Below are 21,393 nucleotides of genomic sequence, written 5' to 3' on the forward strand. Positions count from 1 at the left end.
ATCATAATATACTGTCATACTTTTATCGATTATTGTGATATTAGTCATTGCTTTTCTCGACAAAAACTTTAATATCAGCGATGAATTCAGAGCAAAATAAAGAGGCCTCCCTTTCGGAAGACCTCTCTTGCAAGCGTAATAATTAAATCATGTATAATGAATGATCATTTAAGTACATCATGGTCCACGTAACGTTCGCCATTTAATTCGCTGATCAATTCAATCGCAACCTTGGCGCCATCCCCGGCGGTAATGATTGTATGCACACTCACACCAGCCACAGTTCCTGCTGCCCAAACACGCGGTATGCTGGTACGGCCTTCACCATCTGTAGCAATCACTTTCTTGATGCGAGGTTCGCGACCTTCCTTAAGCTCCAGGCCGGTAGCGCTTGCAAGTTCCGTGATCGCACCTGTTGCCAGAATGATATGAGAGGCTTCGTAGCTGCGGCCAGATTCCGTCTTCAGGGTGACCTTGGAGCCACCATTGGTATCGATCGCAATTACCTTTTCCTCAATGAATTTAGCGCCGAATTTCTCAGCCTGTTCCCGTCCGATCTTCAGCAAGTCAGGTCCGGAAATCTCCTTGGCACCATAATGATTTTCAATCCATGCCCGTTTAGTCATGCTGGCGTTGCCGTCCAGGACGAGCGTCTCTTTCCCCGCCTTGGCCAAAAAGAGTGCTGCACTGGCTCCGGCCGGCCCTGCTCCAATTACAATAATCTCAGCCACAAGTACACCCACTTTCTATATTATTCATGCCGTTTCAGCTAGCCTGAAACGGCATGCCAATCACTTAATCCATTCCGAAGCCCAACTCTGAACCTCTTCCATAACCGGACGCAATGCTCTTCCCTTGTCCGTCAATTCATATTCAATCCGCACCGGCGTTTCGGGATACACATGTCTTATTAGAATTCCTTCACATTCCAAATCCTTCATCCGTTCCGATAGCATCTTATCACTCATGGAAGGAATCTGATTGGAGATATCCTTGAATCGCTTCGGCCCGCTCATCAGTGTCCTAATGATCAACCCGTTCCAGCGCTTGCCCAGAAAGGAAAAAGCCGATTCGAAACGCGGACACATCGCATGAGAATGCTCTTCCATAACATCACCTCATTAATCATGGCCAGCTAAATGCTTACATTTAGTTAGTATATATCATATTAGCATATTTAAACGAATAAAGTAAGGGGGAACCTTTCGGTTTAAAAAAACGGCCGCCTTGGCGACGGCCGCTAATTACTATAGTATATTACATTCGCAGTGACTTATACCGGGCATACTTCAGGGCGAATTATCACCGCGAGGCTTGTGATGCTTGAGCAGCCTGAAGCGCATCCTGGCGCAGCTTCTCTCTTCTTTTCTTCATTTGCGTACCCAATCCTACAACAGCGAGGATAACCAGGATTTCAAAACTGTATTTAAGCCATCCGCTGGCAAACCATCCATGAATTATCGGTTCGGCCACAATCATCTTGGATGCGGTCCAGGCCAGCACAGCAGCACCGATAGTAATGACGACCGGAAAGCGTTCCGTCAGCTTCAGGATCATCGTACTGCCCCAAACCATGATCGGAACAGAAACAGCAAGTCCCATAATGACAAGAAGATTGTCACCATGGGCCGCACCAGCCACAGCCAGAATATTGTCAAGCCCCATCATGGCATCAGCAATGATAATCGTGCGAATGGCTGCCCACATCTGGTTACCTGCTTTGATATCATGACTTTTCTCGTCGACCAGCAATTGATAAGCGATCCATATCAAGGCAAGCCCTCCGGCAAGTCGCAAGCCAGGAATCAAGAGCAGTTGTACCACTAGCAAGGTCATAATAACCCGGATGACGATGGCACCCACCGTCCCCCATACAATAACCTTTCTCTGGTCTTTCTTCGGAACATTTCTGGCGGCAAGGCCAATGACAATAGCGTTGTCCCCGGCAAGGACGAGGTCGATCAGAATGATGGATAATAACGCCATCCAAAACTCAGGTGTCAATAATTCCATATTTTCTCCCCTTTCTATTTCTCCATGCTGGGAACCCTTCTTAGTCGGAGGAATTCTTCTGTGCGAAGCCGCCACTACCGCAAACAGAATTAGTTTTGCTGTCAGCAAAGCATTTCATGCAGCCAAAGCTACGGGAAGAAACTCCAGCCTTCCTCCAAAAAAATACGCCGTGTCCGTATCGGGCACGACGCAAAATCCGCATCAAAAAACCCTTACCCAATACTCGCTAGGGCAAAGGTCTCGCTAACAACTCATTGGTTGCCAATAAAGCCGGGGTATGTATGACTCCCGTATTGACGACTTTATTGTAACAGCTACTCCCCTTTGGGAACCATGCATGATCAACGGGATTATTATAGCACGTGCCCCCCAAGAGCACCAGCCTTTTTAAAACGCATTTTGGGTTTTCAGGAAAAGCCGCTATAATGAAAATACGAAACGGAGGGATCTAGGCGATGAATTCAGAATCAAATTCCCACTTTAAATTGGCCACTTTTGCAGGAGGCTGCTTCTGGTGTATGGTCTCCCCATTTGAGGAACTGCCCGGCATTCATGCCATTATTTCCGGTTACACGGGCGGACACACATCCAATCCGACTTATGAGGAAGTCTGTGCCGGTAACACCGGACATTATGAAGCCGTACAGATTACGTATGATCCGGCTATATTTCCTTACCGCAAACTGCTTGAGCTTTTCTGGCAGCAGATTGACCCCACCGATGAAGGAGGGCAATTCCATGACCGCGGCGAATCCTACCGTACGGCCATTTTTTACTACGACGAGCAACAACGAATTGATGCCGAAGCTTCCAAGCAGGAGCTTGCGCAAAGCGGTCGGTTCGATAAACCGATCGTAACCGAAATTCTTCCTGCGGCAACCTTCTACCCCGCCGAGGAATATCATCAGCAATATCACCACAAGAATGCAGGACATTACAAGCTCTACCGCAAAGCTTCCGGTCGCGAGGACTTCCTGGCCCAGCATTGGTACGGCCCGTCCGATCCCGAAGCATTGAGGAAGCAGCTAACTCCTATTCAATTTGAAGTTACGCAAAATAATGCCACCGAACGTCCCTTTACCGGAGCATATTGGGATACGGAAGAAGAAGGAATCTATGTCGATATCGTCTCAGGCGAGCCCTTATTCAGCTCCCGGGACAAATATGATGCCGGTTGTGGCTGGCCTAGCTTTACCCGTCCTCTGCAAAGCTATGCCATCAAAGAGAACACCGACACCAGCCACGCCATGATTCGCACTGAGGTGCGCAGTAGACTGGCAGATTCCCATCTGGGTCATGTGTTCGAGGACGGCCCCGAGCCAACCGGGTTACGATATTGCATCAATTCGGCCGCCTTGCGGTTCATATCCAAGGACAACCTCGTCAAGGAAGGATACGGAGAATACCTGTATCTGTTCGAGGATTAAAGCACCAGAAAAACGGCACAAGCCCGATTAGGCTCGTGCCGTTTTTTCCTTCACCCGTTGATAGGGTAAACGCATGGGTGCCATTTGTGCCTGCCCATAGTGTACCGTCCAGGTAATCACCTTACCGGCAATAACAATGGCCATAATCGTGAACATCGTTTCCTTAAATGGCAGGAATAACAATGAGATCATTAACACTACGGCATCCATCAATACAAAAACAGTGCCGATTTTTAGCCCGGACCATTGGCTGAGCATCATGGACAAAATATCGTCTCCTCCGCTAGCCGCGCCCGCCCGAAGCACCAGACCTGCTCCAAAGCCGGTCAACAGGCCAGACAATAAAGCAGCGAGCGGTAAATTGTCCTGCATGTTCATCGTCAGGGGCGAGTATCTTTCGCATAAATCGTATACTAAGGAGAAAGATAACGAAGATACCAATGTATACACAACAAATTTGTAGCCCTTCAACCAGCAGGCCAATGCCATCACTGGCAAATCCAGCAAAATAATGGTTAATGCCGGCGGCAAGCCAAACAAATACTTTCCAAGCAAAGCCAGGCCTACAAAGCCGCCCTCCGACAGTCCGTTCTGAAAGTTAATATGATAATACGTAAATGCCAATAAACAAGTGCCCGCTAACATCATCAACAACCGAATTCCGTCAACTTGCCATTTTTCTTTTGTCCTCATTTAATATCCCTCTTATTCGTAGGTTTGGTTGACCTTTCGGCAACACCTACGGAGGAAAGTTCTCGAGGAGTTCATCCTTCGCATAAATTCACTCTTCTTTCGTAGGTTTGTCGCCTTTACCGACTAACTACGAAAGGAGCTAAGTATAAGAGAGATCACAACGTTTCCAAATCGTCCTTTGGGATTTCGTCCTTCGGGGACACATGGTATCCTGATCCTTTCTGTTTGAATTTCTTCTATAATTATATTATAGCACAAAGCCAATCATGCCTGCACGGCTTACGCCGTGGGAAATCATATTTTGAGGCTACAATCTAAGATTTGTCATGGCCGTGGCCCCGCAGCAACCGGTTCACTGTCTCGCGACGAACACCGATCAACTGCCCAATTTCCTCCTGCGTCAAATATTCTGTCAATGGAACACCATGTGCGTGCTGATCCAGCCATTTGCTAAGCAATTCCATACGTTCAGCCGGTGTACCCACCGTCAAATGATCCAGGCGCTCCTGCATGAAGCGGAACTTATCCTGGAGCATCTCGGCAATCTCCAGCGGCTTCTTGGGGTCCTCCTGCAACTCCCGATACCAGGTTTTCGCAGGAATAACCTCCACCTCACTACGCATCAAGGCAATGGCCGTTCCATGGATTTCTTTAGGCGAAATCAGGGAATGGTGAGGGACCGTTTCTCCCGGATATATAATATTGAACAATACCATGTTTCCGTTCTCATGCAAGCGCATCACTTTGAACAGTCCACTCTTGATATGATATAAGTAAGTACCTTCGTCCCCTTGCCGAAACAGGATCTCGCCTTTATGTAAAATCATGCCTAATCTCTCCATTCCATCATTGCAATTACATTTATTATAGCAAAAATAAAATGGCCTGTCCCCGTCCTCGTGTCCTCTCTTGAAAACAAGTCAAACCTGCCATATGTGACTGCCATACCCATAAACAAAACTGCAGGCCAGAAGGATTAAAAACGGCCTTTCAGGTTTTGTTAAAACCCGAAAGACCACTTTGACATTCGTGTTATCCAGCTTAATGAGCCGTCAAGATTAGTGGACCGTCTCCAGTAATAGCAATCGTATGCTCGTATTGCGCCGACCACTTGCCATCGGCCGTTCTCGCGGTCCAACCATCATCATCGATCTTAATGCGGAAGGTTCCTTCATTAATCATTGGCTCCACCGTGAAGACCATACCTTCTTTCAGACGAATCCCCTTGCCCGCTACACCAACATGCTCATAGTTGGGCTCTTCGTGCAGGCTACGGCCGATCCCGTGTCCAAGCAAATCACGCACCACAGAGAAGCCATTAGCTTCCGCATGCTGCTGAATGGCCGAAGTCACATCCCCAAGCCGTCCTCCGGGAAGGGCCTGAGCGATGCCAAGCTCCAGGCATTCCTTCGTAACACGCACCAGCTTGGCGATTTCGGGACGCAGCTCCCCAATGGCAAAGCACCAGCATGAATCGCCGTACCAGCCATCATATTCCGCAACGATATCTAATTTGAGCAGGTCTCCCTCCTGCAACTTGCGATGGGACGGAAAACCGTGAGCCACCACATCGTTAACAGAGGTACACGTTTCGGCGGGAAAACCCTTATAGCCCTTGGTGAACTGCTTGCCTCCCAATTTTGTAATATGTCTCGCTACGAAATCATTAATTTCCTGCGTTGTTATGCCCGGGGCAATTAGTTTGGACACTTCACGATAGCAATCAGCCACAATTTGGCTGGCCGTCTTCATCTCTTCAATTTCCCTTGGTGATTTCAATATAATCATTTCCGCTTCTACTCCTCCGCTACTTCTATGTCCAGACTACCAAAATGGCCTTGACAATGCAAAGACTATTCGAGTAGTACATAATTAATGATTGCAACACTCTGAAAGAAAATACCTGCTTATCAGCATCAGGTTATTCCCCCCATATTATCTGCCCGGCCATCCTCTCCCAAGAATAAGTACAGCAGCAGGAGACAACAGAGCTTATTCACAAAGTGCTTTGGCGGCTCTACCCATCTGCAGTTCGCTTCTCCATTCCCAAAAAAACAAGGACCTCAGGTATATACCCTGGCCCTTTTGTTAGCGTGGCTTAGCGGAACATTCCCCACAGCCGAAGTAAATGCAATGTATTACGTGGATCAATCTTCTGGTCAATAACAAAATGGACGATCTGCTCCTCCTGAGCTGTGCTGAGCCGTTCCCCAAGCACGGAGGCGGCTGATTTTACCAGCCTGCGGACCTTGGCGCGATCCTGTAAATCCGTGCGGGTCAGGCCGTCCACCATTTTTTTAATCCGGTCCTTAATGGCCGGATTTTTCATTTTCAGTTTAATGCGCTCTACCAATTGCGGACTAATTCCATATTGATGATAACTCGGCACCGTAACAAGCACCTCCTGTTCCGTCATACGGGCTCTAATCCTAATATATGACGCAAAGGCTGTACATAGTGCAGAGCAAGCCTTGCTAATCAATCAGTTCACCTTGAAAAATCTGCTCCCGCCGCAAAAAGTCCCGCAAAGCCTCATATTCGGGAGATGTCCAGAAGGACTCGTCCCTTACCAAACGGGTAGCATCCTCCCTCGCTTTCTCCAGCACCTCATAGTCGCTCACCATATCCGCAATACGAAAGTCAGGTACACCGCTTTGCTTGGTCCCGAAGAAGTCCCCTGGGCCACGAAGCTCCAGGTCTCGCCTTGACACCTCGAATCCGTCATCCGTCTCGGTCATAACCTTCATTCGTTCCCGACCAATCTCCGATTTCGGATCGGCGATGAGCACACAATACGAAGCATGTTCCCCCCGTCCTACCCGTCCGCGCAACTGATGCAATTGAGACAAGCCAAACCGGTCGGCATCCATAACAATCATCAAGGTGGCGTTCGGCACGTCTACGCCTACCTCGACAACCGTAGTCGATACAAGGAGCTGCACCTCGTTGTCATAGAAGGCCCGCATTACTTCATCTTTTTCGGCTGCCGTCATCCGGCCATGCAGCAGACCCACCTGAAAATCAGGAAAGGCTTGCTGTATCGATACGTACAAATCAATCGCATTTTGCACGTCCAGCTTATCCGATTCCTCAATGAGTGGGCAAATGACATATGCCTGACGTCCCTGGGATACCTCTCGCGAGATAAAGCCCAGCACCCGATCCATCATGCTGTGCTTGACCCAATATGTCGAGATCGGCTTGCGGCCCTTCGGACGCTCCGACAACGTAGATACATCCATATCGCCAAAGGCGGTAATGGCGAGCGTACGCGGAATCGGCGTCGCCGTCATCGTCAGCACGTCAGGGTTAAAGCCCTTGCGCCGCAATATGCTGCGCTGGTTCACCCCGAAGCGGTGCTGCTCATCCGTTACGACCAGGCTTAGAGAACGGAAGAACACATCCTCCTGGATCAAAGCGTGCGTACCCACCACAATATCGGTCAATCCCATCTGGAGCGAAGCCAGCAAATCCTTGCGCTTGCGCCCTGTCACGCTACCGGTCAGCAGCCCTACGGTGATGCCGAAAGGCTCAAACAGCCGGCTTAAGGAACGAACATGCTGCTCCGCCAAGATTTCCGTAGGCACCATAAAAGCTCCCTGATGACCTGACCTAACCGCAACATACAATGCTATAGCCGCAATAACCGTTTTCCCGGAACCAACATCCCCTTGCAGTAGCCGGTTCATACAATAGGGAGAGCGCATGTCGCCTAATATTTCAAGCTCCACTTTCTTCTGAGCATCCGTTAGCTCGAAGGGTAAACTACGCACAAATTCACGAATTGTCGCATTATCCACTTCATGTGCCACTCCGTCCATACGCTCATGATTCATCGCCCGGTAGGCCTGCAGCTTCAACTGGAACAGGAAGAGCTCCTCATACACCATGCGGCGTCTTGCACGCTGGCCTTCCTCATTGTCCTGAGGCTGATGCAGCCGCAGAATCGCCGCCTTCCGAGGCATCAGGTCGTACTGCCTCAGCAACTCCTGCGGCAGTATCTCCGGGATCATTTCTCCATATTGCTGCAAGGCTTGTCCAATGGTTTTGCGAATCCACGCCTGCGTGATTTTGCCACCTACCGAGTATACCGGCTGGAGACTTCCGCTGCGCACCGTTCCACGGTCGGGAAATTCGGAGTCCGTTGCGGTAAGCTGGCTACGACGCATATCCCATTTCCCGGTAAGAATAATCTCCCGTCCTGCCGTCAACTGATCCTTCAAGAAATGACGGTTAAACCAGGTTGCCGTGAACATCCAGTCCTCCGCAATCATCTTGCAGGTCAGCCGCGATTTGCGCCCATACCGCTGCAACACCGGCACTCCCATGATTTTAGCCTGAACGGTCACCTTCTCCCCATCCTTCGCCTCGCTGAGAGAGCGCAATCGATAATCCTCATAGCGGAAGGGATAATATTCAATTAGATCCTTTACCGTAAAGACGCCAAAGGCGTGAAGCTCTTCTTGCTTAAGAGCGCTCACGCCGCTAACTTGCCTTACGGGGATGTTGTTCAAGTCCATAGAACATAAACCCTCGCTCATCTTATAGTTACGATGCAGGCCATATGAAGACCGCTACAGTACCATGCCCCACATGTGAACCAATAACGGCTCCGATACTGGTGCGCACCACCTCATGCAATGTAAAGTGCTGACGCAATAGATCGATCATTTCATCAGCACCTTTTGAATTAACACTATCGCACACAGCCACATTGATATCCTTGATGTCCTTGAGATCATTTACGAATAGTTCAATTACCCGTGAAACTGCCTTTTTGCGACCACGAACCTTATCCACGGCGAAAATGACGCCCTCTTGATCTACCGACAAGATAGGTTTGATATTCAGCAGCGTCCCCAGAACTGCCGCCGCTTTACCAATCCGCCCGCCCTTTTGCAGGTATTCCAGTGAGTCCACCAGAAAATACAATCGCCGTTCCTGTCCAAGGCGCTTAACCTCAGCTACGATTTCCTCCAGAGGTGTTCCTTGCTTGGCCAGTCTTGCCGCATGCACAACCTGCAGCCCGAAGCCATAAGTGGCACAAAGCGAGTCAACAACGGTAATATCCACCGTCTTCCCTAGTTCCTCCTCCAGCATCTCCTTCGCAAGCAGCGCAGACTGGTAGCTACCGCTCATCCCCGAGGAGAGATGAATAGAAATGATCGGTGATCCGGGATAGGCTCCCAGCAAATTGCGGTATACCTCTACATATTGGGATGGAGAATTTTGAGAGGTCGTCGGCAGCACTTCGGACTCGGCTAATTTGTCGTAAAATTGCTCAACCGTGATATCAATACCTTCAATGAAAGACTCATCGCCAAAGGCGAGCCTCATCGGTATAATATGAACACCGTACTTCGACACCATCTCCTGAGGTATGTCCGCCGTACTGTCGGCAACAATAACAGCCTGAGTCATGGAGTCTCCATCCTCTCATTAGTTCAATTTCAATCAGGGTTCTACCGAAAATAAGTAATAATAAATCGGTTGTCCACCATGATGCACTTCCACTTCCACATCCGGATATTCCTCGTTAATCCAGGCAACAAGTGCATCTGTCATTTCCGCGTCATTCTCCTCACCCACCAGAATCGTGACGGTCTCGTCGCCAAATGTCAGCATCTTGCCAAGCAGGCCCTGACTCGTTTCCAGCAGCCCTTCCTCCGTAGCTACGATCTTGGAGTCGGCAATGCCGATATAATGTCCGGCAGTGATCTCAAGATCATCGAACGTCGTATCACGAACGGCATAGGTTACCTGTCCCGTTTTTACATGCTGCACGGCGTTCAACATATTCTCCTCGTTGCTGTCCACGCCTTCTTCTTCCTGAAAAGCAAAGGCTGCAGCGATTCCCTGCGGAATGCTCTTACTTGGAATTACAATGACGCTACGCTGTTCCTTCAGCAAATCGCGAGCTTGCTGGGCAGCCAAAATGATATTCGAATTATTCGGCAACACAAATACATGTTCCGTAGAAATCGATTCAATCGCTTTAACAAAATCCTCCGTGCTCGGGTTCATCGTTTGTCCTCCAGACAATACAACATCTACACCCAAGCTAGTGAAAATATCCGAGATGCCTTGCCCTGAGGCGACTGCAATGAAGCCGTAAGGGGCCAATTCATCCGCTGGCACCTCCGCGGGGTCCACCGGACGAGCCGGTTCCGCAGGAATGTCGGCAAACAGCTCCGGCATGGACGCAGCATCCATCCCTGCCGTCAGCAGATCCCGATGCTGCTCACGCATATTCAGGATATGGATCTGCGTAATTTCTCCATAACGAAGCGCCAAGTTTAATACATCGCCCGGCGTTTTGGAATGAACATGTACTTTAATAATTTCATCATCCGAAATAACGATAATTGAATCCCCATTTTCTGACAACGCTTTCCGAAACTGTTCTTCATCAAACGGTGCATCCTTGACCTCTCCAAGCTTCCGATTAATGAAAAACTCCATATCATACAAAAATTCAATATCTTCTGTGTCAAGCTTGGCTTGTGCGGAGGCAGGAGCATACAGTGCGGCAGTCGCCGCTTGAGTATGAAGCTCTGTCTGCGAATGTACAGAAGCTTGTCCAGGCACATCTGACGGGTCCGCAATCGCATTCCCGGCCAGGTATTCCAGAAATCCTTCATAAATATATACCAATCCTTGACCACCCGAGTCTACGACACCTACCTGCTTAAGCACAGGCAGCAGGTCTGGCGTGCCTGCCAAGGCTTCCTTGGCCTTTGTCAGCACCTCGCCCATCAATTCCGTGACATCCGTAGTTCTGCGTGCGTAAAAAGCTGCGTGTTTGGCGGCTTCCTTCGCTACCGTCAGGATCGTCCCTTCCACCGGTTTGACGACCGCCTTGTAGGCCGTCTCGACACCGCTTTGCAGCGCAGAGGCAAATTGCACCGTATTCAATTCCTCCAACGAAGCCGCATACCGGCTAAAACCACGAAATAGCTGGGATAAGATTACGCCCGAGTTCCCCCGAGCACCCATCAGCAGTCCTTTGGACAGCGTAGAAGCCCGGCTTCCCAAGCCTCCTGATCCATGATTTTTCAATTCGGTTACACCGGCCGTCATCGTTAAATTCATATTTGTACCGGTGTCTCCATCAGGGACCGGAAATACGTTAAGCGTATTGACATGCTCGGCTTGCTCGGCCAACCGTTGCGCTCCGGCCAAGACCATCGCGGTGAAATCTGTTCCATTCAAAGAACGCTTACTCAATGAAGATTCCCCTTCCTAGCTTGATACACATACGCGCTGAACAAGGCAACTATAATATCTGTGCCAAGTCCTGGCGGTTCATTTGATACATTACATATTGATTATAGTATAGTATAAAGTCATATCGCTAATGGACGATCGAAGCTGACTTTCACAACTCGGGTTCTTGCTTGTTGACCCGGCATATTTGACAACACCGGCCTTGATCTGTGTCGGCTTGCCGCTCCTACCATCCATAATATTCTTGGCGGTTGATTCGGCGATAACCTGGAATCGCTTCTTACCGATATGCTTGTTCGTCCATACTCGGTTGAAAGCCCTGCGGCCACGCCTGTACTACTCCTCCCTAGAAATATTATGGACTGAACTATATTGTACTATAAGAACAAGGAGAAATAAATAAAAGAGTCCGCGACATATCAGTTGACGAGACTTTTTTTACTGTGATATTATATTTAAGTATTGTCAATAACCGTGGATAAGTAATAAACTGTTATTTTCGAGACAGGTGTATTTGAACAGGAGGTGTAACGAATGGCTCGTAAATGTTATGTAACTGGCAAAAAGCCAAGCAGCGGTAACCATGTATCTCATGCGAACAACCGCAATCGGCGCTCTTGGGGCGTAAACGTGCAAAAGGTTCGTATCTCGGTAGACGGTAAACCAAAACGCGTATACGTCAGCACTCGTGCTTTGAAATCCGGCAAAGTGACCCGCGTATAATGACCGGGACGAGACATATAGACAAAAAGCACCTTTTCCAATAGAGGTGCTTTTTTATTGCGTTCTTTTGTTAAAGTGAACTGCTATGGCGGGAAAACACCGGGCGTGCCTATTCGCTGCTATGGCGATGGCCAGACGCCTCTCCCCGCTAGTTTTTGTGAAACGTGTTTAATATGGCCTTAACGAACCCTCCCAAAAACTTAGGCAGCTTGAATGTGTAAAATTTCATTCGTTCACCCTCCCCATCGTACTCATGCCTTCACCCTATTTTATGTCCGCTGTCATTTGTCCGTGTATTCCCGCCACAAAAAAAAGGCTACATGAGAACCCTGCTCATGTAACCCATTCTATGCGCATCATCGCTCACCTATGCCAAACCGGCTACGCTATCCCGGATTTCCTTGATCGCCGCCTTGCGATCAGGCCGGCCAAATACAGCGTTGCCCGCGACCAATACGTCTGCGCCGGCTTCTACTACTAGTGGAGCAGTCTCGGCCGTAATGCCTCCATCCACTTCAATACGCAGTTCAGACAGGCCTAATTCGTCCTTCCAGGTTTTTAGCTCCCATATTTTACGCAGCGTTCCCGGGATAAAGGCTTGTCCGCCAAAGCCCGGGTTCACGGTCATCACTAACACCAAATCAAGCTCCTCCAGCACTTCCCTGACAGCAGAAGCTGGCGTAGCCGGATTGAGGGCTACCCCCGCCTTGATGCCGTGTTCGCGGATCAGATGCAGTACCCGGTGCAAATGCACACATGCCTCCGCGTGTACCGTGATCAGATGCGCCCCCGCTTGGGCAAATGCAGGAATATATAGCTCCGGCTTCTCGATCATCAGGTGAACGTCCAATGGCAACGAGGTATGTGGCTTCAGCGCAGCCATGACAAGGGGTCCAAAGGTCAAATTCGGCACAAAATGGCCGTCCATGACATCGACATGTAACCAGTCAGCCCCGCCGCTTTGCACATCAATGACCTCTTCGCCCAATTTGGCAAAATCAGCGGATAAAATGGATGGTGCTATATAAATCTCGTTCATGAAGTTAATACCTCCGCTTCTTCTCCTTCATTTCATCCTGAAATTGTACATAATGCTCGTAGCGGCTGGCCGCAATCTGTCCAAGCTCCGCCGCCGCCCTTACCTTGCATCCTGGCTCATGCAGATGGCTGCATCCCCGGAACTTGCAATTCTCGGCATACTTGACGAACTCGCGAAAGCACTGGGACAGCTCTTCTACACCCAGCTCAAGATAGTCCAGTTGACTAAAGCCAGGGGTATCCGCCACATATCCGCCATTTTCCAATTCAATCAATTCCACGTGCCTCGTTGTATGGCGTCCCCGCCCCAGCTTGAGGCTGATTTCGCTCGTTTCCAGTGAAAGGCCAAGCATGCGATTCAGCAAGGAGGACTTGCCCACCCCGGATTGTCCGGCAAACACACTAATCTCACCGGCTAAATGCCGCATGACTTCCTCTGTGCCCGTTCCGGTTAATGAGCTTGTTACAATGACTGTGTAGCCGATATCTTCATACAATTGCTTGATTTGCGCCAGGCTCTCCGTATTTTCCTCATCCTGATCTTCCAGAAGCAAATCTTCTTTGGTCAGACAAATTAACGGCTTCAATCCGGCATGCTCAATATGAACAAGGAACTTGTCCAGCAACTGCAAATTCATATCCGGCTCCCGAACCGAAAACAACAGGACGGCTTGCCGCGCATTAGCTATAGGTGGACGGATCAATTCTGTCTCCCGAGGTAAAATTTCATCGACGGTGCCTTCCCCGTTCTCAGTCGGCGTGTACAGCACCTCATCACCTACCAGCGGCGTTATTCCCCTCTTCTTGAAGATGCCGCGGCCGCGGCACTGGACGTAACCGCCCTGTGCCTCAGCCTGCGATGCCGCGGGCTTTACATAGTAGTATCCGCTTAGTGCCTTTACAATCATGCCTTGGGGCATATATGCCGGCCTCGCTTTCTTCAGCTATTGCTCAGAATCATTCTCCGAGTACATGTCCTGCCCTTCCTGATCAGTGCTCTCAGGTTCTGCGATTACCGGGAACTCCGGAACCGGAACCGTCCCCTGCTTCGCGTCAATATATGTGATTGGATAGGTATCCAGCAGGGCGCCGTCACGATGAACGGAGACATAACCATTTTTATTCGGGGCCAGGACCAGGTCAACGGCAAGGTACTGCGCCTTGCCAACCTTCTGACTTCCCCATTCCCGATTCTCCCCGCGAGCGTCACCGTATACGATCCGAATTTGGCTGAGCTTGCCCTCCTCGGCCGGAACCACCGGCACCTGGAACGTATACTGGATCGCTTCCGGCGGATATCCTGTACTGACAAACAAGGTGATTTCCGAGCCCGGAGCTACCTCTTCATTAGCTTGATATGGCCATTGCTTGGTTACCAGACCCGATTCGACCTCATAGCTGGCCTCCTCTTTAATTCCGTCTTTGGCCAGCTTGAGACCTGCCTCTTCCAGGGCTTTCACCGCTTCGGTCTGTGTTTTATTCACCAGATCCGGCATCGTCACCTCAGCCGGCCCCTTGCTAACCTTCAACACCACATTGATTGATGCAGCGTCAAACTCGGTATCCACATCCGGCTTTTGTTCAAACACCTTGCCAGTTTCAACATCATCATTATTCTCTTCCGTCTTGGTAACCTGGGAGTTATCCACCCCAAGGTTATCTAACATTTTCAAAGCTTCATCATAAGTGTAATTGCTTAAATCGGGCATCCGGGACAACGGCTTGGCAACACTGACCTTCAAATCGACGGTCGAGCCTTTCTTGACCATCGTACCTTCGGGCTTGCTTTGCTCATAAACGATACCTTCATTAACGCCCTCTTTATATTCACGGGCAATAGTGCCCACCTCGATGCCCGCTTCGGTCAGCATATCGATCGCTTGCTGCTCCTCCAGATTCAACACACTAGGCACCTTGACCTCAGGTACAGTGACCAGACTGTTCACGTACCATGCCACCCCTGCCATTGCCAGCAAGACGATCAGCGTCAGACTGATCCATAGTGCGGCAGACTTGCCTCCGCCTTTCCTCTTGGGCTCTTTCCACTGCGGCTCCGATGAGGCTCCGGCATCACGAGTTAGCTTGGAACCACCAGATGCGGATGACGATGAGGAATTTGACGGACGAATGGCCGGAATGATTCGGGTACTATCTTCATCCTCATCTTCGATGAAATCCAGCTTGGATTCTGACCTTCGCTCCGGCAACAGACAGGTCTCCAAATCGTGCAGCATCTCCTTGGCCGACTGATAACGCTCGGCAGGATTTTTGCGCATCGACTTGAGTATAATATTCTCTACGCTTTGCGGAATCATCGGGTTAACCATTCGCGGCTCATCAAAATGCTCCTGCAAATGCTTCAACGCCACACTGATCGGACTTTCTCCCAGAAATGGCAACCTTCCCGTCAGCATTTGATATAATACGATGCCCAAGGAGTACAAATCCGATTTCTCACCTGTTACGACTCCTTTGGCATGCTCCGGTGAGAAATAATGCACCGAGCCCACGACCGAGCCCGTTTGAGTAATCGTCGTAGAGGTTACAGCCCGGGCAATCCCGAAATCGGTCACCTTCACGCGTCCATTGCGCCCTATTAAAATATTATGTGGTTTAATATCGCGGTGAATAATTTGGTTCTGATGGGCGTGATCCAGCGCATCGGCAATTTGCGAGGCAACACGGACAGCTTCGTCTACCTGCAACGGCGCCCGTTCTTTAATGATCTCGTTCAGGTTCTGCCCTTCAATGTACTCCATGACGATATAATGGACATCCTCTTCTTGTCCTACATCGTACACGCTGACGATATTTGGATGTGACAACGATGCCGCAGACTGCGCTTCGCGGCGGAAGCGGCGGATGAATTCCTCATCATTCACAAATTGCTGCCGCAGCACCTTAATGGCTACGTTGCGGTTCAACAGAATATCCTGCGCTTTATAGACAAGCGCCATGCCTCCTCCGCCGACCCGTTCGATAATTTGATACCGGCCGCCCAATTCGTGTCCGATCATGAATTCCACTCCTTTACGCCTGACGCGGCATCCCCATGTTGCTCCAGCAAGGCGACACTGATATTGTCATCGCCCCCGGCATGCAGCGCCAATTGGAGCAAATGGTCAGCCCGCTCGTCCAGACTCATGTTGTCCGACCCCAGCGTCAGAGTCATCTGCTCCGGTGTCACGCAATTACTCAGCCCATCGCTGCATAGCAGCAAAATATCCCCCGTTTTCATGATTAGCGGGGTCATGTCAACCTCGACCTTCTCATCCGTGCCAAGCGCCCGGGTGACTACGTTGCGATGAGGATGCACATCGGCCTCTTCCTTGCTGATTTGCTTATTCTTCAACAGCTCATTCACCAGAGAGTGGTCATCCGTCAATTGGGACAGCTCGCCTTGGCGGTACTGATAAGCCCGGCTATCGCCGATATGAGCGATCATGCCTTCATGATCAGCCAGAATAGCCGCCACGACCGTCGTCCCCATATTATGATATTCCGCGTGCTCCATCGCTTTGCGAAATACCACCTCATTGGCGTGGAGAACCGCCTTCTTAAGCTGTTCTCCGCAGGCATCCGCCGGCAAGCCGGCTGGCAAAGCGCCAAGATCCTGCTTGATTGTATCTACCGCAAGGCGGCTGGCGATGTCTCCTGCCTGATGTCCGCCCATCCCGTCAGCTACGACGGCCAACGTATAACCTGGCTCCAATTGCTGCACAAAGGTGCAGTCCTCGTTAACAGAGCGTACTCTTCCTACATCACTAACCGTAACCGTTCTAATCAAATTCGCTCACCTCGCACCAGACTCCATGTGCTTGGCCCGCAATTGTCCGCAGGCTGCCGCAATATCATGACCTTGCTCACGGCGAATCGTCACATTAACCCCTTGATCCGCCAAAATGCGCTGAAATTGAAAAATATCATTGCGGGAAGTCCTGACGTACTTCCGCTCAGGAACATAGTTTACCGGAATCAGGTTCACATGGCAAAGCATATCCTTAATTACACTCGCCAGTTCCTCTGCATGCTCCGGCTGGTCATTGACCCCGCCGATCAAGGCGTATTCGAAGGTAATTCTGCGCCCGGTCTTCGCAATGTAGTAACGCAGCGACTCCATCACATCATCGAACGGAAACCTCCGGTTCACCGGCATTAGCTTGGAACGCAGCGCATCATTCGGCGCATGAATGGAGATCGCTAGATTAATCTGTGTCTCTTCATCCGCAAAACGATAAATATTCGGAACGATGCCGCTGGTAGATACCGTAATATGCCGTTGTCCAATACTCAGGCCCTTCTCGTGAATCATGATTCGCAAGAACTTCATCGTTTCATCGTAATTCTCGAACGGTTCTCCCGTTCCCATAATAACAATGCTGCTAACCCGTTCGCCTCTCGGGTCTAAAATTTTCTGCGCCTGGACGACTTGAGCCACTATTTCCCCAGCCGTCAGGTTGCGCTTCAGGCCACCTAACGTCGAAGCACAGAAGGTACAGCCTACTCTACAGCCTACCTGCGTCGTCACACAAATGCTATTCCCGTAATTATGCTTCATGATGACTGTCTCAATCGCATGATCATCGTGGAGTCCAAACAGGAATTTTACCGTGCCGTCCTTGGATTCCAGCTTGGTGATCTCCTTGAGCATCACGAAGGAAAAATGCTCCTCCAGCTTTTGCCGAAGAGGCTTGGACAGGTTGGTCATCTCTTCAAAGGAAGACACTCTTTTGACGTAAAGCCAGTCAAAAATCTGGCCGCCGCGAAAGGCAGGCTCTCCCTGAAGGACAGCCCACTCCTTCAACTCTTCCAACGTATAATCATATATAAAAGGTTTCATTTCGCGCACCTGTCCTATCTTATTTTCATTTTTGCCAACTCATTCTTCCCATTTTAACATAAATAGCTATACTACTAAAGCATAGCTGGGTCAAGGGGATTCTCACACCCGTTAATTCTCGCTTGCAGATCAGGGAGTCGATCCGTTCGCAGCTCGCAGCGACTCCCTCAGTTGCTGAACATCCACCATGGGCGGCTTCCCAAACAGGCGAGCATACTCGCGGCTAAATTGCGACGGACTTTCATAGCCCACCCGGAAGGCGGCATCCGCTACCTGGGTTCCCTCCGCCAGCATGATACGTCTGGCTTCATGCAAGCGAACCGATTTCTGGTATTGCAGCGGGCTAAGGGTGGTAACCTGCTTAAAATGCTTATGAAAGGCAGATACACTCATATTTACCGATTTAGCTAACTGCTGCACAGTCAGCATGTGGTCGTACTCCCGGTTAATGATGTCGATGGCTTGAGCAATATTGTAAGCCTGACTGCCGCTGACACCAAGCTGTTCAAGGGAACCTGACGGCTGATCCTGAACAATTCGATACAGTATCTCACGTATAATCAACGGTCCCAATACAGGAATATCCCCAGGTGTGTCCAGCAGACCTACAAGCCTCACGGCAGCATCCAGCAGCGCTGAAGAGATTTGCTGTACCGAAAGGCCTGGATGGCTTTCCGTCCGGGATGCTTCCTCATGAGCTGTACGGAGCGAAGCTGCTTGTCCGGCAATCTCCACGATCACTTCGGGCTCGAAGCACAGCTTCAATCCCAAATAGGGAACTGAGGGTGACGCTTCAACGATGCTGCTGGCCACAGGCAACTGTACAGAGGTGAGGAAGTAGGCCGAGGAATCATACCGATAGGGCTGACCCGCGAGTGTCGACAACTTGGCTCCTTGTGCCACAATACAAACCGATGGCTTATAGACCGATTCAAAGGGGGTCGATGGCTGGATTGCACGCATTAGTGACAAGGAAGGAATCGCCGTCTGATACGTGCCCGCAGCAGGGGCATGACGGTACAACAACCGGGTTAACTGCTGTAGCGTTTCCGTTCTGACTTGTGCTTCTTCCGTTATCTGGTTCATCATATCGGCTCCTTTGCTACCGAAATCATTTGTTGTTTTATTATAGAAGTGTGAAAGAGGATTAGGCAAGAACAGAAGATGAATGAGCTAACAGACACCACGCCTTTCTGGATATAATGATTTCACAAGGTCCGGGAAGACATCCTTAAGCTTGGCCTACATTATCGAATCGGAGGAGAAGGATTATGCATGGAAAAGTAGCTATCATCACCGGGGCCTCACGGGGCATCGGGAGACAAACAGCCATTCAACTGGCCCAGGCGGGAGCCAAGGTCGTAATCAATTATTCAACCCAGCAGGAAAAGGCGGAAGAAGTGGTGACAAGCATCGTAAAAAGCGGTGGCGAAGCCTTGGCCGTTCAAGCTGATCTTAGTCAAATTAGTCAGGTGGAGGCCTTGTTCGCAGAGACGATGAGCCGATTCGGCCGCTTAGATATTCTGATTAATAATGGGGGAATTATGAACAACTACCCTCTTGAGCAGGTGACGGAAGAGATTTTTGACAAGCATTTCTCGATTAATGTGAAAGGGACCTATTTTGCTTGTCAGCAAGCTATGAAGCATATGGCGCCGGGCGGAGCCATCGTGAATTTCTCCACCTCCGTATCCGGAGCCATGCTGCCAACTTACAGCGTCTACGCAGCCACCAAAGGAGCCGTCGAGCAACTGACACGACAACTGGCTAAGGAATTTGGACCGCGGAATATTACGATTAACTGTATTGCCCCGGGTCAAGTAGCGACGGAGCTGTTCCTGACCGGAAAATCTCCGGAGCAAATCGAATCCTTCACGCGGATGAATGCGTTTGGCCGTCTCGGAGAACCTGAAGATATCGCCAGCGCTATCGAACTGCTTGTCAGCGATAAGGCGCGTTGGATCACAGGACAAACCCTGAGAGTGAATGGCGGGTTTAATTAACCGAAATTGTACCACAGGAGAAGTCAGGTCTTGCCGAGCAGCACACCAATAGCTCCATACAGTCAGTGCTGTGAGAACTGACTGTATGGAGTCCCCTTTTATATGGCAGCCGTTAGGTATTTCCCTATCAGCATTTCCAGTTATCAATGGCTAGAGGGTTTCAAATCAGCCTTGCGGGATAGGCGCTTGAACCATTGGTGCAACAGGATCAAAACAATTGTGACTGCAAGGCAGGACCAGAAGTTAATCGGAATGGTCCAGATGCCCTCAAACAAGATAGTTGCGTACACAAATCCGCCAACGGCTGCCACATAGGCGGCTATGCCGACAATAAACCACGATTTATTGCGAAATATAGAAGCTTTAAGCGCGTACAGCACAACCAGGATAGCGATTGCTGCTACAGCGATAATGACCAGAAAGGGCAGTAAACTGAGGCTTTCCATTTTGAGAGAGGGGATGAAGTAAGAGAGCAACTGGACGATTGTATAAACTGCAAAGAGACTTCCAAGCAAGACAGTTGTATTTCTCAATATATCCAGCAGCCAGGACTGCTTGCTTTGATGGGGAATATCAGCAATTAAAGTATCGCAATAGACATGCAGATCGTCACCAAAAACATCCTTTGCAGATTTGCCATGCTGCTGAGCTTCAATCAGATGTTCCAGCAATTCCAGCAGGATGCTTTCTGTAGCATATTCGGAGCGAGCATTTAGCCGAATGTATATCATGGCGTCTTCATAAACCTTCAGGTTTTCTTTATTTAGAAGCTCACGTCGTTCATTGTTGAGCTTAATCATTTCCGTTGTGTTCATCACGATTACGGTTCCTCCTTAAATAAGTGATGGCCTGAGACAACTGGGTCCAGCTTTCGTCAAACAGCCGCAAGGCCTGTTCTCCTTGCTTAGTAAGATGATAGTATTTCCGGTCCGGCCCACTTGCCGAAGGCTTCATCGTTCCTTCGATCAGCCCGTTTTTCTGCATGCGCAGCAGCAACGGATAAATACTGCCTTCCTTGACCATAGTCAAGCCTGCTTCATGCAGCTTCTCACTCAATTCATATCCATATACTTCCTTTTCTGAAATGATAGCAAGCATACAGCCCTCAAGCAGACCTTTCAGCATCTGGCTCTGACTATCCAACTCCCGACTCCCCTCTCTCTATATTGCAATGCAAGATACATCGGCGTAAAACAACGCTATATTGCATTACAAGTTAGGTGATGGCTAAATTGTAGCACACGCTACTTTGCAATGCAAGCTAGTAGCGCCATATGATGAATGATGAATACAGTGATGTATACAGACTTAGAATAAGCAACACCGCCGACAGGATCGCCCGCTTCACCCTGCTAGGCACAGAAGAGAAGGCCAGGCTCGCCGAAAACGACAGAGACCCGGCCCTATTTTCCTTGCTTTAGCATTATAG

General features: G+C 49.7%; 22 protein-coding genes. 3 read left to right on the plus strand and 19 right to left on the minus strand.

Going from position 1 to position 21,393, the window contains the following annotated elements; translation table 11 throughout:
• Positions 1-164: 164 nt before the first annotated feature.
• The 3 genes from C557_RS0109125 to C557_RS0109135 all read right to left on the minus strand — a co-directional run bounded on the left by C557_RS0109125 (position 165) and on the right by C557_RS0109135 (position 2,013).
• Positions 165-731: an FAD-dependent oxidoreductase gene (locus tag C557_RS0109125; RefSeq protein WP_018751553.1), complete on the minus strand. Its 567-nt coding sequence runs from the start codon at positions 729-731 to the stop codon at positions 165-167.
• Between the two features lie 60 nt (positions 732-791).
• Entirely contained in the window at positions 792-1,109 is a 318-nt protein-coding gene (locus C557_RS0109130; protein WP_018751554.1) for a winged helix-turn-helix transcriptional regulator, read from the minus strand.
• Positions 1,110-1,302: 193 nt separating this feature from the next.
• Positions 1,303-2,013 carry a TerC family protein gene (locus tag C557_RS0109135; protein ID WP_018751555.1) on the minus strand — a complete coding sequence of 237 codons (711 nt, stop codon included), beginning with the start codon at positions 2,011-2,013 and terminating at the stop codon, positions 1,303-1,305.
• A gap of 455 nt (positions 2,014-2,468) precedes the next feature.
• Between C557_RS0109135 and msrA the strand changes: the two genes are divergently transcribed.
• Positions 2,469-3,440 carry a peptide-methionine (S)-S-oxide reductase MsrA gene (gene msrA / locus C557_RS0109140; RefSeq protein WP_026263388.1) on the plus strand — a complete coding sequence of 324 codons (972 nt, stop codon included), beginning with the start codon at positions 2,469-2,471 and terminating at the stop codon, positions 3,438-3,440.
• A 27-nt stretch (positions 3,441-3,467) separates the two neighbouring features.
• Here msrA and C557_RS0109145 read toward each other — a convergent pair whose 3' ends face one another.
• The 7 genes from C557_RS0109145 to C557_RS0109175 form a co-directional block, all read right to left on the minus strand.
• Complete coding sequence (locus tag C557_RS0109145; RefSeq protein WP_018751557.1) at positions 3,468-4,133, minus strand: YitT family protein; 666 nt, start codon at positions 4,131-4,133, stop codon at positions 3,468-3,470.
• Between the two features lie 314 nt (positions 4,134-4,447).
• Positions 4,448-4,960, minus strand: a complete 513-nt coding sequence (locus tag C557_RS0109150; RefSeq protein ID WP_018751558.1) for a Crp/Fnr family transcriptional regulator — start codon at positions 4,958-4,960, stop codon at positions 4,448-4,450.
• Positions 4,961-5,174: 214 nt separating this feature from the next.
• On the minus strand, positions 5,175-5,921 hold the full coding sequence (gene map / locus C557_RS0109155; protein WP_018751559.1) for a type I methionyl aminopeptidase: 747 nt from the start codon (positions 5,919-5,921) through the stop codon (positions 5,175-5,177).
• A gap of 310 nt (positions 5,922-6,231) precedes the next feature.
• Positions 6,232-6,549, minus strand: a complete 318-nt coding sequence (locus C557_RS0109160) for a stage VI sporulation protein F (protein WP_018751560.1) — start codon at positions 6,547-6,549, stop codon at positions 6,232-6,234.
• Between the two features lie 58 nt (positions 6,550-6,607).
• Positions 6,608-8,653: an ATP-dependent DNA helicase RecG gene (gene recG / locus C557_RS0109165; protein WP_018751561.1), complete on the minus strand. Its 2,046-nt coding sequence runs from the start codon at positions 8,651-8,653 to the stop codon at positions 6,608-6,610.
• Between the two features lie 28 nt (positions 8,654-8,681).
• Positions 8,682-9,554 carry a DegV family protein gene (locus C557_RS0109170; RefSeq protein WP_018751562.1) on the minus strand — a complete coding sequence of 291 codons (873 nt, stop codon included), beginning with the start codon at positions 9,552-9,554 and terminating at the stop codon, positions 8,682-8,684.
• A gap of 33 nt (positions 9,555-9,587) precedes the next feature.
• Positions 9,588-11,360, minus strand: a complete 1,773-nt coding sequence (locus C557_RS0109175; protein WP_018751563.1) for a DAK2 domain-containing protein — start codon at positions 11,358-11,360, stop codon at positions 9,588-9,590.
• Positions 11,361-11,894: 534 nt separating this feature from the next.
• Between C557_RS0109175 and rpmB the strand changes: the two genes are divergently transcribed.
• Complete coding sequence (rpmB, locus tag C557_RS0109180; RefSeq protein ID WP_018751564.1) at positions 11,895-12,083, plus strand: 50S ribosomal protein L28; 189 nt, start codon at positions 11,895-11,897, stop codon at positions 12,081-12,083.
• Between the two features lie 148 nt (positions 12,084-12,231).
• Here rpmB and spoVM read toward each other — a convergent pair whose 3' ends face one another.
• The 7 genes from spoVM to C557_RS0109215 all read right to left on the minus strand — a co-directional run bounded on the left by spoVM (position 12,232) and on the right by C557_RS0109215 (position 19,047).
• Positions 12,232-12,312 (minus strand): stage V sporulation protein SpoVM, encoded by an 81-nt coding sequence (gene spoVM, locus C557_RS23235; RefSeq protein WP_018751565.1) that lies wholly within the window; start codon positions 12,310-12,312, stop codon positions 12,232-12,234.
• 138 nt (positions 12,313-12,450) lie between these two features.
• Complete coding sequence (gene rpe / locus C557_RS0109190; RefSeq protein ID WP_018751566.1) at positions 12,451-13,122, minus strand: ribulose-phosphate 3-epimerase; 672 nt, start codon at positions 13,120-13,122, stop codon at positions 12,451-12,453.
• Positions 13,123-13,126: 4 nt separating this feature from the next.
• Positions 13,127-14,041, minus strand: coding sequence for a ribosome small subunit-dependent GTPase A (rsgA, locus tag C557_RS0109195; protein WP_018751567.1), 915 nt, complete (start codon positions 14,039-14,041; stop codon positions 13,127-13,129).
• A 24-nt stretch (positions 14,042-14,065) separates the two neighbouring features.
• A complete protein-coding gene (gene pknB / locus C557_RS0109200) occupies positions 14,066-16,138 on the minus strand; it encodes a Stk1 family PASTA domain-containing Ser/Thr kinase (RefSeq protein ID WP_018751568.1) in 2,073 nt (690 codons plus the stop codon).
• Positions 16,135-16,908 (minus strand): Stp1/IreP family PP2C-type Ser/Thr phosphatase, encoded by a 774-nt coding sequence (locus tag C557_RS0109205; RefSeq protein ID WP_018751569.1) that lies wholly within the window; start codon positions 16,906-16,908, stop codon positions 16,135-16,137. The genes pknB and C557_RS0109205 overlap by 4 nt, the downstream gene beginning before the upstream one ends.
• Before the next feature lie 6 nt (positions 16,909-16,914).
• Positions 16,915-17,961, minus strand: coding sequence for a dual-specificity RNA methyltransferase RlmN (rlmN, locus tag C557_RS0109210; RefSeq protein WP_018751570.1), 1,047 nt, complete (start codon positions 17,959-17,961; stop codon positions 16,915-16,917).
• Positions 17,962-18,090: 129 nt separating this feature from the next.
• A complete protein-coding gene (locus C557_RS0109215; RefSeq protein WP_018751571.1) occupies positions 18,091-19,047 on the minus strand; it encodes an AraC family transcriptional regulator in 957 nt (318 codons plus the stop codon).
• A 185-nt stretch (positions 19,048-19,232) separates the two neighbouring features.
• On the opposite strand from C557_RS0109215, the gene C557_RS0109220 reads away from it, so the two are divergent.
• Complete coding sequence (locus tag C557_RS0109220; RefSeq protein ID WP_018751572.1) at positions 19,233-19,964, plus strand: SDR family oxidoreductase; 732 nt, start codon at positions 19,233-19,235, stop codon at positions 19,962-19,964.
• 143 nt (positions 19,965-20,107) lie between these two features.
• Here C557_RS0109220 and C557_RS24145 read toward each other — a convergent pair whose 3' ends face one another.
• Together C557_RS24145 and C557_RS0109230 are read right to left on the minus strand one after the other, a co-directional pair.
• Positions 20,108-20,779: a DUF1129 domain-containing protein gene (locus C557_RS24145; protein ID WP_018751573.1), complete on the minus strand. Its 672-nt coding sequence runs from the start codon at positions 20,777-20,779 to the stop codon at positions 20,108-20,110.
• The gene (locus C557_RS0109230; RefSeq protein WP_040676681.1) at positions 20,757-21,089 is read right to left on the minus strand and encodes a PadR family transcriptional regulator; all 333 of its coding nucleotides are present in this window, start codon (positions 21,087-21,089) and stop codon (positions 20,757-20,759) included. The genes C557_RS24145 and C557_RS0109230 overlap by 23 nt, the downstream gene beginning before the upstream one ends.
• Positions 21,090-21,393: the final 304 nt, after the last annotated feature.

Source organism: Paenibacillus sanguinis 2301083 = DSM 16941 (genome assembly GCF_000374825.1).
Classification (GTDB): Bacteria; Bacillota; Bacilli; order Paenibacillales; family Paenibacillaceae; genus Fontibacillus; species Fontibacillus sanguinis.

Excerpts from the sequence above, each read along its gene's own strand:
- C557_RS0109130 (WP_018751554.1), bottom strand. The coding sequence starts at position 1,109 with ATGGAAGAGCATTCTCATGCGATGTGTCCGCGTTTCGAATCGGCTTTT.
- C557_RS0109135 (WP_018751555.1), bottom strand. The coding sequence starts at position 2,013 with ATGGAATTATTGACACCTGAGTTTTGGATGGCGTTATTATCCATCATT.
- msrA (WP_026263388.1), top strand. The coding sequence starts at position 2,469 with ATGAATTCAGAATCAAATTCCCACTTTAAATTGGCCACTTTTGCAGGA.
- C557_RS0109145 (WP_018751557.1), bottom strand. The coding sequence starts at position 4,133 with ATGAGGACAAAAGAAAAATGGCAAGTTGACGGAATTCGGTTGTTGATG.
- C557_RS0109150 (WP_018751558.1), bottom strand. The coding sequence starts at position 4,960 with ATGATTTTACATAAAGGCGAGATCCTGTTTCGGCAAGGGGACGAAGGT.
- map (WP_018751559.1), bottom strand. The coding sequence starts at position 5,921 with ATGATTATATTGAAATCACCAAGGGAAATTGAAGAGATGAAGACGGCC.
- C557_RS0109160 (WP_018751560.1), bottom strand. The coding sequence starts at position 6,549 with ATGACGGAACAGGAGGTGCTTGTTACGGTGCCGAGTTATCATCAATAT.
- recG (WP_018751561.1), bottom strand. The coding sequence starts at position 8,653 with ATGGACTTGAACAACATCCCCGTAAGGCAAGTTAGCGGCGTGAGCGCT.
- C557_RS0109170 (WP_018751562.1), bottom strand. The coding sequence starts at position 9,554 with ATGACTCAGGCTGTTATTGTTGCCGACAGTACGGCGGACATACCTCAG.
- rpmB (WP_018751564.1), top strand. The coding sequence starts at position 11,895 with ATGGCTCGTAAATGTTATGTAACTGGCAAAAAGCCAAGCAGCGGTAAC.
- spoVM (WP_018751565.1), bottom strand. The coding sequence starts at position 12,312 with ATGAAATTTTACACATTCAAGCTGCCTAAGTTTTTGGGAGGGTTCGTT.
- rpe (WP_018751566.1), bottom strand. The coding sequence starts at position 13,122 with ATGAACGAGATTTATATAGCACCATCCATTTTATCCGCTGATTTTGCC.
- rsgA (WP_018751567.1), bottom strand. The coding sequence starts at position 14,041 with ATGCCCCAAGGCATGATTGTAAAGGCACTAAGCGGATACTACTATGTA.
- pknB (WP_018751568.1), bottom strand. The coding sequence starts at position 16,138 with ATGATCGGACACGAATTGGGCGGCCGGTATCAAATTATCGAACGGGTC.
- rlmN (WP_018751570.1), bottom strand. The coding sequence starts at position 17,961 with ATGAAACCTTTTATATATGATTATACGTTGGAAGAGTTGAAGGAGTGG.
- C557_RS0109215 (WP_018751571.1), bottom strand. The coding sequence starts at position 19,047 with ATGAACCAGATAACGGAAGAAGCACAAGTCAGAACGGAAACGCTACAG.
- C557_RS0109220 (WP_018751572.1), top strand. The coding sequence starts at position 19,233 with ATGCATGGAAAAGTAGCTATCATCACCGGGGCCTCACGGGGCATCGGG.
- C557_RS24145 (WP_018751573.1), bottom strand. The coding sequence starts at position 20,779 with ATGAACACAACGGAAATGATTAAGCTCAACAATGAACGACGTGAGCTT.
- C557_RS0109230 (WP_040676681.1), bottom strand. The coding sequence starts at position 21,089 with ATGCTGAAAGGTCTGCTTGAGGGCTGTATGCTTGCTATCATTTCAGAA.